At 66.3% G+C, this 14,881-nt stretch carries 13 protein-coding genes and 1 tRNA gene; 5 read left to right on the top strand and 9 right to left on the bottom strand.

Going from position 1 to position 14,881, the window contains the following annotated elements; genetic code table 11:
* Positions 1-265: 265 nt before the first annotated feature.
* The gene (locus tag BSY238_RS15225; RefSeq protein ID WP_069039892.1) at positions 266-1,402 is read left to right on the top strand and encodes a hypothetical protein; all 1,137 of its coding nucleotides are present in this window, start codon (positions 266-268) and stop codon (positions 1,400-1,402) included.
* Between the two features lie 25 nt (positions 1,403-1,427).
* Here the strand turns inward: BSY238_RS15225 and BSY238_RS15220 are convergent, their stop codons facing one another.
* From BSY238_RS15220 to senB, 4 genes are all read right to left on the bottom strand, one after another.
* A complete protein-coding gene (locus BSY238_RS15220; RefSeq protein WP_069039891.1) occupies positions 1,428-2,384 on the bottom strand; it encodes a tRNA dihydrouridine synthase in 957 nt (318 codons plus the stop codon).
* 173 nt (positions 2,385-2,557) lie between these two features.
* A tRNA-Leu gene (locus tag BSY238_RS15215) sits at positions 2,558-2,642 on the bottom strand.
* Between the two features lie 80 nt (positions 2,643-2,722).
* Positions 2,723-3,796: a selenide, water dikinase SelD gene (gene selD / locus BSY238_RS15210; protein WP_190295030.1), complete on the bottom strand. Its 1,074-nt coding sequence runs from the start codon at positions 3,794-3,796 to the stop codon at positions 2,723-2,725.
* Positions 3,797-3,819: 23 nt separating this feature from the next.
* Positions 3,820-4,827 carry a selenoneine biosynthesis selenosugar synthase SenB gene (gene senB, locus BSY238_RS15205; RefSeq protein WP_069039890.1) on the bottom strand — a complete coding sequence of 336 codons (1,008 nt, stop codon included), beginning with the start codon at positions 4,825-4,827 and terminating at the stop codon, positions 3,820-3,822.
* On the opposite strand from senB, the gene senA reads away from it, so the two are divergent.
* On the top strand, positions 4,826-6,043 hold the full coding sequence (gene senA / locus BSY238_RS15200; protein ID WP_069039889.1) for a selenoneine synthase SenA: 1,218 nt from the start codon (positions 4,826-4,828) through the stop codon (positions 6,041-6,043). The two genes, senB and senA, sit on opposite strands and share 2 nt — an antisense overlap.
* A 9-nt stretch (positions 6,044-6,052) precedes the next feature.
* Here the strand turns inward: senA and egtD are convergent, their stop codons facing one another.
* Entirely contained in the window at positions 6,053-7,021 is a 969-nt protein-coding gene (gene egtD, locus BSY238_RS15195) for an L-histidine N(alpha)-methyltransferase (protein WP_069039888.1), read from the bottom strand.
* A gap of 121 nt (positions 7,022-7,142) precedes the next feature.
* On the opposite strand from egtD, the gene BSY238_RS15190 reads away from it, so the two are divergent.
* The 3 genes from BSY238_RS15190 (at position 7,143) to BSY238_RS15180 (ending at position 9,706) form a co-directional block, all read left to right on the top strand.
* Complete coding sequence (locus BSY238_RS15190) at positions 7,143-8,492, top strand: ATP-grasp domain-containing protein (protein WP_069039887.1); 1,350 nt, start codon at positions 7,143-7,145, stop codon at positions 8,490-8,492.
* Between the two features lie 99 nt (positions 8,493-8,591).
* Positions 8,592-8,984: a thioredoxin family protein gene (locus tag BSY238_RS15185; protein ID WP_069040728.1), complete on the top strand. Its 393-nt coding sequence runs from the start codon at positions 8,592-8,594 to the stop codon at positions 8,982-8,984.
* Positions 8,981-9,706 carry a cytochrome c biogenesis CcdA family protein gene (locus BSY238_RS15180; protein ID WP_069039886.1) on the top strand — a complete coding sequence of 242 codons (726 nt, stop codon included), beginning with the start codon at positions 8,981-8,983 and terminating at the stop codon, positions 9,704-9,706. The genes BSY238_RS15185 and BSY238_RS15180 overlap by 4 nt, the downstream gene beginning before the upstream one ends.
* Here the strand turns inward: BSY238_RS15180 and BSY238_RS15175 are convergent, their stop codons facing one another.
* From BSY238_RS15175 to cysD, 4 genes are read right to left on the bottom strand one after another with little or no spacing between them, the layout of a single operon-like run.
* Entirely contained in the window at positions 9,707-11,341 is a 1,635-nt protein-coding gene (locus BSY238_RS15175; protein ID WP_069039885.1) for a sulfatase-like hydrolase/transferase, read from the bottom strand. It lies immediately after the preceding gene.
* The gene (locus BSY238_RS15170; protein ID WP_069039884.1) at positions 11,338-11,991 is read right to left on the bottom strand and encodes a class I SAM-dependent methyltransferase; all 654 of its coding nucleotides are present in this window, start codon (positions 11,989-11,991) and stop codon (positions 11,338-11,340) included. The genes BSY238_RS15175 and BSY238_RS15170 overlap by 4 nt, the downstream gene beginning before the upstream one ends.
* A gap of 58 nt (positions 11,992-12,049) precedes the next feature.
* Complete coding sequence (gene cysN / locus BSY238_RS15165) at positions 12,050-13,780, bottom strand: sulfate adenylyltransferase subunit CysN (protein WP_069039883.1); 1,731 nt, start codon at positions 13,778-13,780, stop codon at positions 12,050-12,052.
* A complete protein-coding gene (gene cysD, locus BSY238_RS15160) occupies positions 13,781-14,683 on the bottom strand; it encodes a sulfate adenylyltransferase subunit CysD (RefSeq protein ID WP_069039882.1) in 903 nt (300 codons plus the stop codon).
* Positions 14,684-14,881 lie beyond the last annotated feature (198 nt).

Genomic DNA, 14,881 nt, shown 5'->3' with positions numbered 1-14,881 from the left:
GAATCGGCGTGCCGCACAAAGGCGCAACACATGTCAGTGTCCGATACTAGTGCGGCATCAAACATCGAACAATACGAACTCGACTACGCATAACTTCCATATTTCAGAAGTTTTGGCAGCTTGAAAAAATCGTTGCATACTCCAAGATGAACCGGCGCGACAGCCAACCCGCATCCGCTGACCGTCGCTCATCCGCCACAGCCCGATTTTGCACTGCAGCATCCGCGTGCGCATACTGTGACCTGAACGAAGCCGGAGCGTTTTCATGCCTGTCACTGCTGTCCAGATCCGGGTGCTCGGAGCACTCGTCGCACTTCTTCTCTCACCGCTCGCACCGGCGCTTGACTCACCGCCGGCGCTGAACCTCGACCCGCGGACTTTCACGGTGTCCGGCCTGTCGTCCGGTGCCGCCATGGCGGTGCAGGTGGGCGTTGCGCATTCGTCGCGGGTGCGCGGCATCGGTATCGTGTCCGGGCCGCCCTATCTGTGCGCCCAGGGTTTCGTCACCAAGGCGACCAATGACTGTCTGACGCTGGGTCGCACCTGGCTGCGCGAACTTTTCGGACCGATGTTCGGGCTGTCGTTGTTCAGTTCGGGCGAGCGCGACATCGAAGTAATGGACCTGATCGCCGACACGAAGAAGCTGGCGCAGCGCGACCGCATCGACCCGGTCGCCCACATGGCCGGCCAGCGCATCTGGGAGTACCGCGGCAGCGAAGACCGCGTGGTCGGCGCCAAGGCGTCGGCGGCTCAGCATACCTTCTTCCTGCATTTCAACGGCCTGATCGTGCGCGGAGAGCCGCGCGCGACGCCACATACCTTGCCGACCAACGATCCGTCCCAGGGCGCGTGCGACACCAGCGACGAGGATTTTGTCAGTGGCTGCGATTTCGATGCCGCCGGCTTCATGCTGCGCAGCCTGTACAAGAAGCCGCGCGCCAGGGCGGATGACGGCGCCGGCCAGTGGTACGCGCTGCGCCAGGCGGACTACGTGCCGGTCACACCCGGTATGGCCGATCCCGAAGCTGCGATGCGCATGCTGGGTCTGGCCGAATCGGCGCACGTATTCGTGCCAGAGCGTTGCCGGGACGAAAAGTGTGGTGTCCACGTTGCCCTGCATGGCTGCCAGCAAGGCATGACGGATGAAGCGTTCCAGGCATTCAGCGAAGGCGGGGGCTACACGCGGTGGGCCGGGCCGCTCCGGCTCGTGATGCTGTTTCCGCGCGTCGGCGCGATCAAGCCGCTGGAACGCGGCAATTGGGACAGCGTCGGCAATCCGATGGGCTGCTGGGACTGGTGGGGCTACACCACGCCGACCGATCTGCACGGCTACGCCACGCGCGATGCCCCGCAGATCCGAACGCTGATGAATATGGTCGACAGTCTCGGGAAGACTGAATAGACAACGCCGCAGCGCCGGATGAAGCTCACGCCGCGAGCGCCTGCACCGGCGCCACGGCGGCCAGCAGGATGCGCTCGATGTCATCGTTGGCGCGCACCGGCCGCAGTTGCTGGTAGAGCCCCTCAGCCTGCGGGTAGGTGCGCCGCAGCAGGTTCAGCCACTGCTTGAGCCGACCCGCCGCGTGCCGCGCTTCCACGTGGCCGAGCACGCGCCGCCAGTATTCCGCGAGCAGTGGCGCGAGATGCAGCCAGTCCTGGGCCGGGGCGGTCGCCGCCTCACCCCGAAGGTGCCGTCGGATGCGTTCGGCCAGCAGCGGATCGGCCACCGCGCCGCGGCCGAGCATCACGTCACCCAGACCGCTTTCCGCCCGGCAACGCAGGTAATCCGCCACCGTCCAGATTTCGCCATTGGCGATCACCGGCACCTTCACCGATTCGGCAATGCGCGCGATCCACGGCCAGTGTGCAGGCGGGCGGTAGCCATCTGCCTTGGTGCGGGCATGCACGACGATCATCTGCGCGCCGCCGTCAGCCAGTGCCTGCGCCGCCTCGATGGCGCGCGCGGTGTCCTTCACGCCGAGCCGCATCTTGGCGGTGAAGGGTACGCGGCCGGCCAGCGCGCGGCTCACCGTCTGCACGATGTCGTACAGCAGTTCCGGCTCGTCGAGCAGCACCGCGCCGCCGCGATGACGGTTCACCGTCGGCGCGGGGCAGCCGAAATTCAGATCGATGCCCGCCGGATGAAGCTGCGCCAGCAGATCGGCGTTGTCGGCGAGACAGGCAGGGTCCGAACCGAGCAACTGGACGCGCAGCGGCACGCCACCCGCCGTCTTCGACTGCGTGTGCAGTTCGGGCGCGACCCGCGTATAGACGCGTGCCGGCAGCAGCATGTTGGTGACGCGGACGAATTCGGTCACGCACCAGTCATAGTGAGTCGCCTGCGTGACGACGGCACGCAGGCGTGCATCGAGCAGGCCTTCCATCGGCGCGAGCAGCAAACGGGGTGACGCAGGCGACGGGACGGACATGCGGGCCGATGGCGCCGGCAGGGCGCGGGACACTGGAAGGAACACGATTATCGCCGCATCGGGCTGCCGTTGCGTGAGATGAAGCGGTCGGGGATCAGAAGGTGACGCGAACAGTCACGCGTAATCTGTGGTGCCCGGAGCGGGAATCGAACCCGCATGACTTGCGTCGAGGGATTTTAAGTCCCTTGTGTCTACCAGTTTCACCATCCGGGCCAAGACGCGCGTGCCTGCATATGCAACAGCATGCCGCTCGGAAAATAGCATGTGCGCGCGCCTGACGGCGCGCCGGCCGATCAGCGCTGAAGCACGCTCAGTCGCGGTGCAGCGCACGCGCTGCCCACCTCTCCGATGACCGCCGGAGCGGAAAAGCCATGACGCTCGAACACGGCGAGAACGGCAGCCAGGCTGTCCGCCGCACACGACACGAGCAGACCGCCGCTGGTCTGCGGATCGGTCAGCAGGGCGCGATCTTCGGCGGCGAAGCCATCCGGCAGCAGCACTTCACCGCCGTAGCCGCCCCAGTTGCGACCCGAGGCACCGGTTACGCAGCCCGCGACTGCAAGCGCCCGTACGCCTTCGAGCAGGGGCACCTGCGCCCAGTCGATGCGCACTTCGCAGCCGGCACCGCGCGCCAGTTCAAGCGCATGGCCGGCGAGTCCGAAGCCGGTCACGTCGGTCATCGCATGCACGCCCGGCAGCGCAGCAAGATCAGGCCCGGGCGTATTCAGTTTCGTCGTCGTGGCGATCATGCGAGCGTAGCCGGCGTCATCGAGTACGCCCTTCTTGAGCGCCGCTGAAAGAATGCCTACGCCGAGCGGCTTGCCGAGCACCAGCAGATCGCCCGGCCGCGCATCGGCGTTGCGGCGCACCTGTGCCGGGTGCACCAGGCCCATGGCGACCAGACCATAGATCGCTTCGACCGAATCGATCGTATGGCCGCCTGCCACCGGAATTCCGGCATCGCGGCACACGCTGGCGCCGCCTTCCAGGATGCGGCCGATGGTCGCGACCGACAATACGTTGATCGGCATGCCGACCAGCGCCAGCGCCATGATGGGCCGCCCGCCCATGGCATAGACGTCACTCAGTGCGTTGGTCGCCGCGATGCGCCCGAAGTCATACGGGTCGTCGACGATGGGCATGAAGAAATCGGTGGTGGCGACCAGCGCCTGCTCATCGTTCAAACGATAGACGGCCGCGTCATCCGCCGTTTCGATGCCCACCATCAGTTCGGGTGGCATCGGCATGGCCGGCATGCCCTTCAGGATGTCGGACAGCACGCCCGGCGCGATCTTGCAGCCGCACCCACCGCCGTGCGACAGCGAAGTGAGGCGGGGTTCGGAGGCGGATTGTGGTGCGCTGCTCATGATCGAGTCCAGGGTGAGGCGATTCAGGTAGACGGCGGCACCGTCGGGCATGCGCCGAAGGATGCCAGACATTCGTCGATCAGCGCATGCAGCGATGACTGTTCGTGTTCGGCCGAAAAAAGGCCTGCCTTCGCATCGCACTGACGCGCCAGATGCGCGAGCCAGTCTGCGTCGTCGCGCGCGCGCTCGATCAGCCCGGCCAGCGCGTGTGCGTCGCCCGGCGCACAGTAACCGTCGTAATCCTCGCCCAGCAGGCCGACATTGCCGTCGATATGCGACGCCAGCACGGGCACGCCGGTGCGGACTGCCTCGATCACCGTATGCGCACCGCCTTCCATGCGGCTCGGGTGCACCAGGACACTGGCCCGCTGCAGGTGACGACGTGTGGCGTCGTGCGACAGCCCGCCCAACCAGCGATAACCCGGACAATGCGCCGTCAGACTGCGGGCCGCTTCGCCCAGTTCCGCGTCCAGTGCGCGGCCGATGTGATCGATGCGGATATCCCGCCGCGCTGCCAGTTCGCGTACTGCATCGAACAGGACATCGGGTGCCTTTTCGTCTCTCAGGTGACCTATCATCAGCGCGCGCAGATATCGCGCGGGTGCTGCCAGCCGCACGCGCGACGGACAGGACTGCAGCACGACACGGCAGCGCGGCTGCAGCGCCTGCGGAAGCGAACGCGGGCCGAGGGTGTTCAGCGTGACCAGCAGGTCCGCGATGTCGAGCGAGTGACGGGCCGCGGCATCGGTCGCGATGTCGCGATAAAGATCGGTGCCGGTCAGCACGACGATCAGCGGCCGCGCCGGATATCGCGCGCGCCAGGCGTCGACTGACGCGGCGGATCGACGGGCGTGCAGCGCGATCATCACGCTTTCGTCGCCGCGGTGCCACGCTGCCGCCAGGCGCACATCGCAGCGGCCGCGCAGCATCGAGGCCCAGCGCTGCGCGGTACGCCAGTTGCCGTTGTTGGCGTCGGCCAGCGCCGGCGTGACGATGACCACCTTGGGACGGGATAGGGAGCGTGCTGTCATGAATGTCTTGCAGTCATCGGCCGATGCCCGCAGCGGCGGCAGGGCCTTGCTGATCCAGGCCCTGCGGGACAGCCGCGCCGACACGCTGGCGCGCTTTGCCGATTACCGGCGAGCCTTTCCGGCGCTGCGCATCCCGTATCACGAAACCTTGAACCCGCCGCTGTGGGAACTGGGGCATATCGGATGGTTCCAGACCTGGTGGACGGTGCGCAACCCGCAGCGCGCGCTCGGCCGACACGCCGATCCGGACGCTGCAAGGTTGCCGGCCGCACGCGCCGATGCCGATGCCCTGTTCGACTCGAGCCGTGTGGCGCATGCGCTGCGGCAAGACCTTGCGCTGCCCGACGCAGCCGTCCTGCTCGATGAAATGCGGACGCAGCTCGAGGCCGTGATCGCACAGCTCGAACGGTCGCCGGAGCACGACGATGACCTGTACTTCTTTCGCCTCGCGCTGCTGCACGAAGACATGCATCACGAAGCTGCGCTGTACATGGCACAGCAGCTCGGCATCCAGATCGACGATGCGCGCTGGCGACCTACATCCATCGCACGCTGGCCGACGCGCGACACGCTGCACTGCCCGGCCGGATCCTGCACGCTCGGGCATTCCGGCTCGGGTTTTGCGTTCGACAACGAATGTGCGGCCCACCCGATCGACCTGCCCGGCTGCGACATCGACCGGCAGGTCGTCACCTGGCGTGACTATCTGCCTTTTGTCGACAGCGGCGCGCATGAAGACGAGCTCTGGTGGAGCGCTGCCGGCTGGCGCTGGAAAGTGGCTCAGGCGCGCCACCATCCGCGCTATCTCCGCCGTCATGCCGATGGCTGGTCGCAGCAGCGCTACGGCGTCTGGTTCGAACTCGATCCCGACCACGCGGCCTGTCATCTCAGTGCGCACGAAGCCGAAGCGTGGTGCAGATGGGCCGGGCGGCGGCTGCCCACCGAAGCGGAGTGGGAGCATGCCGCTGTCGCATGGCCCGAAGCGTTCGAGTGGGGGCAGGTGTGGGAATGGACAGCCAGCACCTTCCTGCCCTACCCCGGCTTCACGCCGCATCCCTATCGGGACTATTCCGCGCCCTGGTTCGGCGACCGGCGCGTGCTGCGCGGCGCGTCGTTCATGACGCAGCCGCGCATGCATCACCCTCGCTACCGGAATTTCTTCCGCCCGGAGCGCGACGATGTACCGGCCGGCTTCAGGACGTGCGCGGCAGGCTGAGTGCATGGCTCACGCCGGCAGCGCCAGAAAGACGCCGAACCAGCCCTGTGCATCCATCCAGCACGACACCTCGCCGAAACCGGCTTCGCGCAGAAGCGCTTCGAACGCAGTCGGCGTCCATTTATAGGAATTTTCGGTGTGGATGCGTTCGCCTTCCGAAAAACGCCGCTCGCCGCCCGACCAGCGTACGGTCACCGGACGACGCGCCTCCAGATGCATTTCGATGCGTGACGATGCACCATCGAAATGCGCGACGTGCCGCCAGTCGGACACGTCGAAGTCGGTGCCCGCGACGCGATTCAGGTGACGCAGCACGTTCAGGTTGAAAGCCGCCGTCACGCCCAGCGCGTCGTCATACGCCGCTTCGAGCACAGCGGTGTCCTTGACCAGATCGACTCCGATCAGCAAACCGCCGCCGCGTGCCGCCGCACGCGCTTCGGCAAGCAGGCGACAGGCATCCGGCGGCGCAAAGTTGCCGATGCTCGAACCCGGATAGAACACCAGCACAGGTCCGTCGTACAGGGTGTGCGGCAGTTCCAGGCGGGCGGAAAAATCGCATCCGATGCCCAGCATGTCCATCGCTGGATGCGCACGCTGCAGACAGTCGATCGACTGCCTGAGAAAATCGGCGGAAATGTCGACCGCGATGTAACGACGCGGCCCGAAGGCCTCGAACAGTGCTGCAGCCTTGGCACAATTGCCGGCGCCCAGATCGATCAGGTCGAAACCGCTGCCGGCATGTGCCCGGAAACGTCGCGCCATGTCAGGTGCGTGCGATCCGAATATCGTCGCCTCCGTGCGTGTCGGGTAGTACTCGTCGAGCGCGGTGATCGCGTCGAACAGCCGCGAGCCCTGGTCGTCGTAGAAGTACTTCGGCGAGACCGATGCCACGGGCTGCATCAGTCCGGCCAGCAGGTCATCCAGCCGCAGGGTATCGTCGATCGGGTGCAACTGGATGAAACGTGGCTTGCGCGTCATGGTCCTATCGCCGAGGAAACGTTTGTCCGACGAGCGCAGCATATCGTACGCTGCGCCCTCATCATTGCCTGCGCAACCGCCCGGCGGCCGGGTTGCCCGCGCTGGCGCCACTGGATGATTCATGCCCGCTCCCCGCCGTGTCGGTCTGCTGTTCGCCCATGACTGGGATCGCATCGGTTTCGACCGCCATGCCTCGCGCCACCGCTTCGACCGCGCAGGCTTCGATCTGTTTTCCTTTCCGGACAATCTGCGGCTGATCGGTTTCGATCTCGAGCGCTTCGCCGCGCTTACGGCTGCCAGCGCAAGACGCCGCGCCTGGTCGGCCGTGCTGTCGCATCACGAAGCGTTCGGTGCGCTCGCGGCCGCCCTGGTGGCCGAGCGACTCGGCCTGCCCGGTGCGCCGCCGGAGGCGATTCTGGCCGCGCAGCACAAGCTGCACGCCCGACGGGTGCTGGCAAGCGTGGCGCCCGAGGCCTGCCTGGCATTTGCCGAGCTTGAACTCGATTACGGAGAACCGGTGCCGGAGCGGCTGCCCGCAGGGTTCGACTACCCCGTCTATGTGAAACCGGTCAAGGCGGCCTTTTCCGTGCTGGCGCGCGAGGTCGGCAGCCGGGCAGCCCTGCAGGCGCACATCCGCTTCGACTGGCGGGAACTGTGGGTGATCCGGCATCTGGTCGAGCCGTTCGATCGCGTGTGCCGCGCGCGCTTGCCGCAGGCCGGCAGCGCGCACCGTCTGCTGCTCGAAGCACCGGTCGATCCGGCCACACCGCAGTTCAACCTCGACGGCTGGGTATTCGACGGCCAGGTGCATGCGCTGGGTGTGGTCGATGCGATCGTGTATCCCGGCACCCAGGCCTTCATGCGCTGGGACGTGCCAAGCCGCCTGCCGGCGTCCGTTCAGACGCGCGCGCTCGACATCGCGCGGCGCTTTCTCGGCGCAATCGGCTATTCGCTCGGCTTCTTCAATCTGGAATTCTTCTACGATGCGGTCACCGATCGCCTGAGCGTCATCGAATGCAATCCGCGTCTGGCCTCGCAGTTTTCGGACCTTTACCGGCGCGTGCAGGGCGTCGACGCGCACGCCTGGTCACTGGCGCTGGCACTCGGCGAAGACCCGCGGCGCCTGCAGCGCGAAGAGCCGACCGCCCGGATGGCCTCCAGCCTGGTCTATCGCGCCTTCGACGCGACCGGCCTGCCGGCCATGCCGGACCGGACCCTGCAAGGCGCCTGGCAACGACGGTTTCCCGATGGACTGCTGTTCGCGTTCGGGCGCCGCGGATACAGCCTGCGACGCGATCTGAAATGGACCGGCAGTCACCGCTACGGCATCGTGCATCTCGGTGCTCAGGATGCCACGCAGCTCAGGGCGCGGGCCGAAGCAGCCAGCCGCATGCTGGGCTGGCCGGTGCCCTACGCCGACGACGCCGGTCTGTTGCGTGACGGCAGCACGGCCGTACGCGAGGTGGCCTGACCGCCTGCGCTGACCCAACAAAGATTGCGCGTGCCGTGTAAGCAACGCACAGGTGCGGCGGTCTGTGTCCGATGTTCGACCCAACCGATGGAGACCCTCATGAAACTGACGAACCGCCTCATCCGCCTCACTGCATTGACCGCCTTTTCGCTGTTGACCAGCCTGGCCCACGCGCTGGATATCCAGCCCTACACGGCGGCTGCGCTCGGCGCCGCACAGCAGGCCGGCAAGCCGGTGGCCGTGCACTTCCACGCGGAGTGGTGCTCGACCTGCAAGACGCAGGAAAAGGCCCTCAATGCGCTGAAAGCCGAAAAGGGTCTGGACATGACCGTGCTCATCGCCAATTACGACGAAGAGAAGGAACTGAAGAAGCAGTACAAGGTGCGCAGCCAGTCCGTGCTGATCGTCTTCAAGGGGGAACAGGAAAAAGCCCGCCTCGCCGGTGACACGGACATCGAGAAGATCCGCACCGCGCTGCAGGCAGGTCTGTGAGTTCGGCTGCAGAGCTCGGACTGGCGCTTGCCGCCGGCAGCCTTACGACCTTGTCGCCCTGTGTGTTCCCCATCCTGCCGCTGGTGGTGGGCGGTGCCGTGCAGGCGAACCGTCTGGCACCGGTGGCGATGGGTCTTGGCATGGTCGCGTCGTTCGCGTTGCTCGGTGTGCTGGTCGGCGTGCTCGGCGATGCGCTGGGTCTGGACGGCGATCTGATACGCGCTGCCGGCGCCTGGCTGCTGATCGCCTTCGGCATCGTCATGCTGGTACCGGCGCTGAGTGACCGCTTCAGTCTGCTGATGAGCCCGATTGCCGCCACCGCGCAGCAGGCGAGCAATCGTGTCGATGCCGGCTCGCTGCGCGGAAGCTTTCTACTCGGCGCGGTACTCGGCATGGTGTGGAGCCCCTGTTCCGGACCGCTGCTTGCCTCGGCGCTGACGCTGGTTGCCAGTGAGGGCGGTGCCGCACGCGGCGCGCTGATACTGGGATTGTTCGGCCTCGGTGCCGCGACACCTCTTGTAGGCTTCGCCTACGCGTCGCGCGCCGGTTTCATGCGGTCGCGCAACTGGGTTCTGGCACATATCGACCGCATCAAGAAGGGTTTCGGTCTGCTCATCCTGCTGGCGGGTCTGGCGGTGCTGATGGGCTGGGACAAGCAGCTCGAAGCTGCGGTACTGAATCTGCTGCCGGACGGCTGGGTCCGGACGACCGTGATGTTCTGATCAGGGCTGCGCAAACGCGCGCAGCATCATCGTGGTCAGATCATGCAAACCGCCGCGCGCCTCGCGCGGCGGTTCCAGACCGGCATGAAAACCCTGCGCGGTGAAGCGCGCCAGCAGTTCCGGATCGCGCGACACGATGTGCACCGGCACGTCCCACGAAGCACCTTCGCCACTCACATTGGCCGCCGGCTGGTGATCGCCGACCAGAATGTAGATCGTGTCGCGCTGCTGCGGCTGGCGCAGATAGTCACCGAGCCAGCGATAGGTGTATTCGACAATCGCCAGGTAATCCGGAAACATGTTCAGCCAGTCCGGCTTCACGGCCAGCGCGCGTGCGCTGTCGGCCGGATCGAACGGGGTGTCGCCGAGCAGTTTCTGCGGGTCTGCCTGGTAGGGCGGTACCGGGCTGAACGGCAGATGACAGGTGATCGTCGGGAAGAACACGAAACGAGGGGGTGAATCGACGCGCCGCGGGAACAGCTGCTCGAAGCGCGCCGCAGCGTACTGGTCGGGAATCTTCCAGTAGCCGAATTCAGGGCCGGGGTAATCGAGGTCGCGGCCGTCAACGAAGTGGTCGTACCCGTAGAACACGCGCTCCGGCCAGTCCCAGAACAGCGCCGGGTAGAAGCCGAACGTGCGGTAACCGTTGGCGCGGAACAGCGTGATCAGTGTCGGCCGGTCGGTGGTGAGCAGCAGATCGTGACGCAGCGGGTCGGTCAGATCCAGCCCCGACAGCATGCCCAGCTGCGCGAGATCCGACGCGCCGCCGAACGTCGGCGAGCGCATGAAGGCAGACACCACACTGAAGCCGCCAGCCGCCAGGTCGGCCGCCAGCCGCTCGCGCGCCGGACGCAGGCGCGCGGCCGCCTCGGGATTGTCGTAAGCCACGGCACCGTAGGATTCGAGCGGCATCAGATAGACATCGCTGCCGCGCAGTCCGGCCAGCGCACTGCCGGGTGGCGCGGCAAGCGCAGCATCGAGCGCGTCGGCGCGCGGCAGGATCTGCGCGACACCCTGCCCGGTGAAGATGGTCGTCAGCAGCGTCGCCTGCCGCCAGTAGGTCGGGACGATGGGACGCGACACCACGGGCCAGGTGGCACGAACACCGGCAATGTTGGCCGCGACCAGCAGGACGGCCAGCACCGTGACGACCTGCGCCCAGCGGGTGCGCAGCGCGTACGGGGCGGCGTCGCGCGCGGCGATCCGGATGAGCATCCCGAACAGCCGGTAGATCGCATACGCCAGCAGCACGACGGCTGCGACGGCTGCCGCGCTCATCCAGGCGGGCAGGCTCTGCGCCGACACCCACAGGAAGCGCGGGATCTGCTGCCCGTCCCAGTACAGATTCACCGGCCGCCCGAACAGCGCCGGCACGGTGACGTCGCCGTAGCGCCCGAGCACCAGCAGCATGAACACCACCGTGAATCCGGCGAGCACGCGCGGCGAAGGCGCCCCTCTGGCGGCTGCGATCAGCAGCCCGAGCCACAGGCCGACGAATTCCGGCGCCAGCCGGTGGTCGGGCATGATGGCCGGCGTAGGCCACACGTTGTTGAAACCGAGCAGGCCGTTCAGCAGCAGCAGCGCAAGGGCGGCCGGCGCCACACGACGCCACGGCGGGACCGCGCGCGCGCTCACGCCCGGACGCGTCCGGACGCGATGTAACCCATGCCGAACTGCGTCGGCGTCAGCCGCCAGCCGTCGAGTCGGGGTGCGATGCGGTCCCACGGCGAGCGCAACTCGCCCGGTGCCCCGTTGTAGCCGCGGTTCTTGAAATAGACCCAGATGTTCAGCGGCGCCAGCCAGAACGGAAAGTACTTGATGCCGGCGATAGCGACCGCCGCACCCGGGCGGGCGCAGGCCAGAAGGCGCTCGACGGCTGATGCGGAGCGCAGCACATCATGCGTGTAATGGAACAGCAGCGCGTCGACCGGCGCGGGCAGCACCAGCCCTTGAGCCGGGGTTTCGTACAGCTGAACATTCTGCCAGCCGGCACTTGCCACGCGTGCGCGTGCCTGTTCCAGCATGTCCGGGCTCTGGTCGAAACCGTAGACACGACCCGTTTCGCCCACACGCTCGCGCAGCCTCGCCAGGCTCAGGCCGGTTCCGCAGCCGACGTCCAGAACCGCCTGTCCGGGCTGCAGATCAAGAAGGTCTATCGCGCGCTCCCGGATAGGCCAGGTCGGACCGCAGCTTGCGTCATAGCCAGCCGCCCGATGGCGATACTTTTCGATCGAGGCGGTACGAATCGCCTCGTCAGGCAGGCTGGCAGGTGATCGGGCATTCATCGCGTATCCCGTAGCGCTGAAGAGGAAGGCCCGGGCAACGCTGGCTGCCCGGGCAGTTTCAATTCAGACGTCCGGCGCGGCGCAGGGTTTCGACGATCTGTTCGACTTGCTCTTCCTGCGCGCCTGCAGCCAGCGTCAGTGCGCTGCCGGCGGCGTCGAGAAGCGCAGGCCCGTGATCGCCAGCGACTCGCAATTCGACGCATTCGCCTGCAGGCAGGGCCGCAGCCAGGCTAGGGGGCTGGGCGGAATCCGCATCCACCACCACCACGAGACCGGCATCGAGCAGGATGCCTGCGATGCGCAGGAAATCTGCCGTCGCCGCTGGCAGCAGGATGGTGTGCCGCCCGAGCGACATGAGCTTCTGCTCCAGCCGCATCGCGTCGATGCCTTCGCCGGCCCACAGCAGCAGCGGCGACTGCTGCTTGAGCGCGGCCCGTGCGGCGCGGCCGGTGTCGAGCTGCGTCCAGCCGAGATCCCGCGGCTTGCTGCGCGCGCCATGCAGCAGACCGGCGCCGACCGTGTTGTTGCTCAGCCGGTCGATCAGGATGAAGCTGCCGGTGTCGCGCACCGTTTCGTAGGGATCGAAAGCGATCAGGCGGTCGGTCACCAGCGCGACGCGGCCGATCTCGTTCAGCGCCAGCGACGCGGCGTCGCCGCGCTCCATGGTGTTCACATTGACGCGGTATTCGATCGAGTTGATCGTGGCGCCGACCGTGCGCGTACCGCTCTTCATCAGATAGCTGCGGCCGGTGGCGAGCGCTTCGTCACTCATCCACACCAGCGTGGCGTCGAAACTGTCGCCCGCGCCGGACGGTTGCGCCGCCGTGACGATGACGTCGCCGCGACTGCAGTCGATCTCGTCGGTCAGCGTCAGCGTGACCGACTGACCCGCCACCGCTTCCGGCAGATCGCCGCCCGACACGACGATGCGCTCGACCGTACTGTCGCGTCCGGAGGGCTGCACGCGGATGCGGTCACCCGGGCGCACCGTACCGGAGGCGATCAGGCCGGAAAAGCCGCGGAAGTCGAGGTTGGGTCGATTGACCCACTGCACCGGCAGACGGAACGGACCGCTCGTCTGGACGTCATCGATCGGCACCGTTTCGAGATGCTCCATCAGCGTCGGGCCGGCATACCAGGGCGTGCGGTCGCTCTTGTCGATGATGTTGTCGCCGCGCAGCGCCGACATCGGAATACACAGGATGTCGTTCAGGCCGATCTGCGCCGCGAAGGCGCGGTAGTCGCGTTCGATGCGGTCATACACGTCCTGCGAAAAGCCAACCAGATCCATCTTGTTGATCGCCACGACCACGCGCCTGATGCCGATCAACGACACCAGGAAGCTATGCCGGCGCGTCTGCGTCTGCACGCCGTGACGGGCATCGACCAGGATGATGGCCAGGTCGGCGGTCGAGGCACCGGTCACCATGTTCCGCGTGTATTGCTCGTGGCCCGGCGTGTCGGCGACGATGAACTTGCGCCGGTCGGTCGAGAAGAAACGGTAGGCCACGTCGATCGTGATGCCCTGTTCGCGTTCGGCCGACAGGCCATCGACCAGCAGCGCGAAGTCGAGGTCGCCGCCCTGCGTGCCGACCTTCTTCGAGTCGGCTTCGAGTGCGGCCAGCTGGTCTTCGAACAGCATTTTCGATTCGTACAGCAGGCGGCCGATCAGCGTGCTCTTGCCGTCGTCCACGCTGCCGCAGGTGATGAAGCGCAGCAGGCTCTTGTGCTCGTGCTGCTTCAGGTAGGCACCGATGTCTTCGGCGATCAGGTCGGAAACGTGTGCCATTTAGAAATACCCTTCCTGCTTCTTCTTTTCCATCGAACCGGTCGAGTCGTGGTCGATCACGCGGCCCTGCCGCTCCGAGGTCGTCGTCAGCAGCATTTCCTGGATGATGTCGGTCAGCGTTGCGGCGGTCGATTCGACCGCGCCGGTCAGCGGATAGCAGCCCAGCGTGCGGAAGCGCACGCTTTTCATCTGCGGCACCTCGCCCGGGCGCAGCGGCATGCGGTCGTCGTCGACCATGATCAGCGTGCCGTCGCGTTCAACCACCGGACGCTCGGCAGCGAAATACAGCGGCACGATGGGAATGTTCTCCAGATGGATGTATTGCCAGATGTCGAGTTCGGTCCAGTTCGAGATCGGGAACACGCGGATCGACTCGCCGGGGTGCTTGCGCGCGTTGTACAGCTTCCACAGTTCCGGCCGCTGGCTCTTCGGGTCCCAGCGATGCTGCGCGGTGCGGAAGGAAAAGATGCGTTCCTTGGCGCGCGACTTCTCTTCGTCGCGGCGGGCGCCGCCAAAGGCAGCGTCGAACTTGTACTTGTCGAGCGCCTGCTTCAGGCCTTCGGTCTTCCACAGGTCGGTGTGCAGTGCCGAGCCGTGGTCGAACGGGTTGATGTTGCGCGATTTGGCATCGGGATTGATATGCACGAGCAGGTCCATGCCCAGCTTGCGTGCCATCGCATCGCGGAACTCGTACATCGCCTTGAATTTCCACGTGGTATCCACGTGCAGCAGCGGAAACGGTGGCACCGACGGGTAGAAGGCCTTGGCCGCGAGGTGCAGCATGACCGCGCTGTCCTTGCCGACCGAATAGAGCATGACCGGGTTTTCGGCCTCGGCCACCACCTCGCGCATGATGTGGATGCTCTCGGCTTCCAGCCGTTGCAGGTGGGTCAATGTAGTCATCGTGATGAAAACCGGGGGGCTGGGTTGCGCGCTGGACGGAGATTGCGGGCCGCGAACGCGAGTGAACAGAAGCGAAAGAGCCGATATTTTACAGCGCCGGGGCGTTTGTGGATCACGTGAACCCGGCGCTTGCGGCCGTGGCAAAACAAAAAGCCCCCGCCGCTCCGGGTGAAAACGGGAACGGCAGGGGCCAGCAAT

The sequence above is a fragment of the Methyloversatilis sp. RAC08 genome, from assembly GCF_001713355.1.
In the GTDB taxonomy this organism is placed as follows: Bacteria; Pseudomonadota; Gammaproteobacteria; order Burkholderiales; family Rhodocyclaceae; genus Methyloversatilis.
The sequence above is the reverse complement of the archived record's forward strand: the minus strand, read 5'-3'. Positions and strand labels throughout refer to the sequence as shown.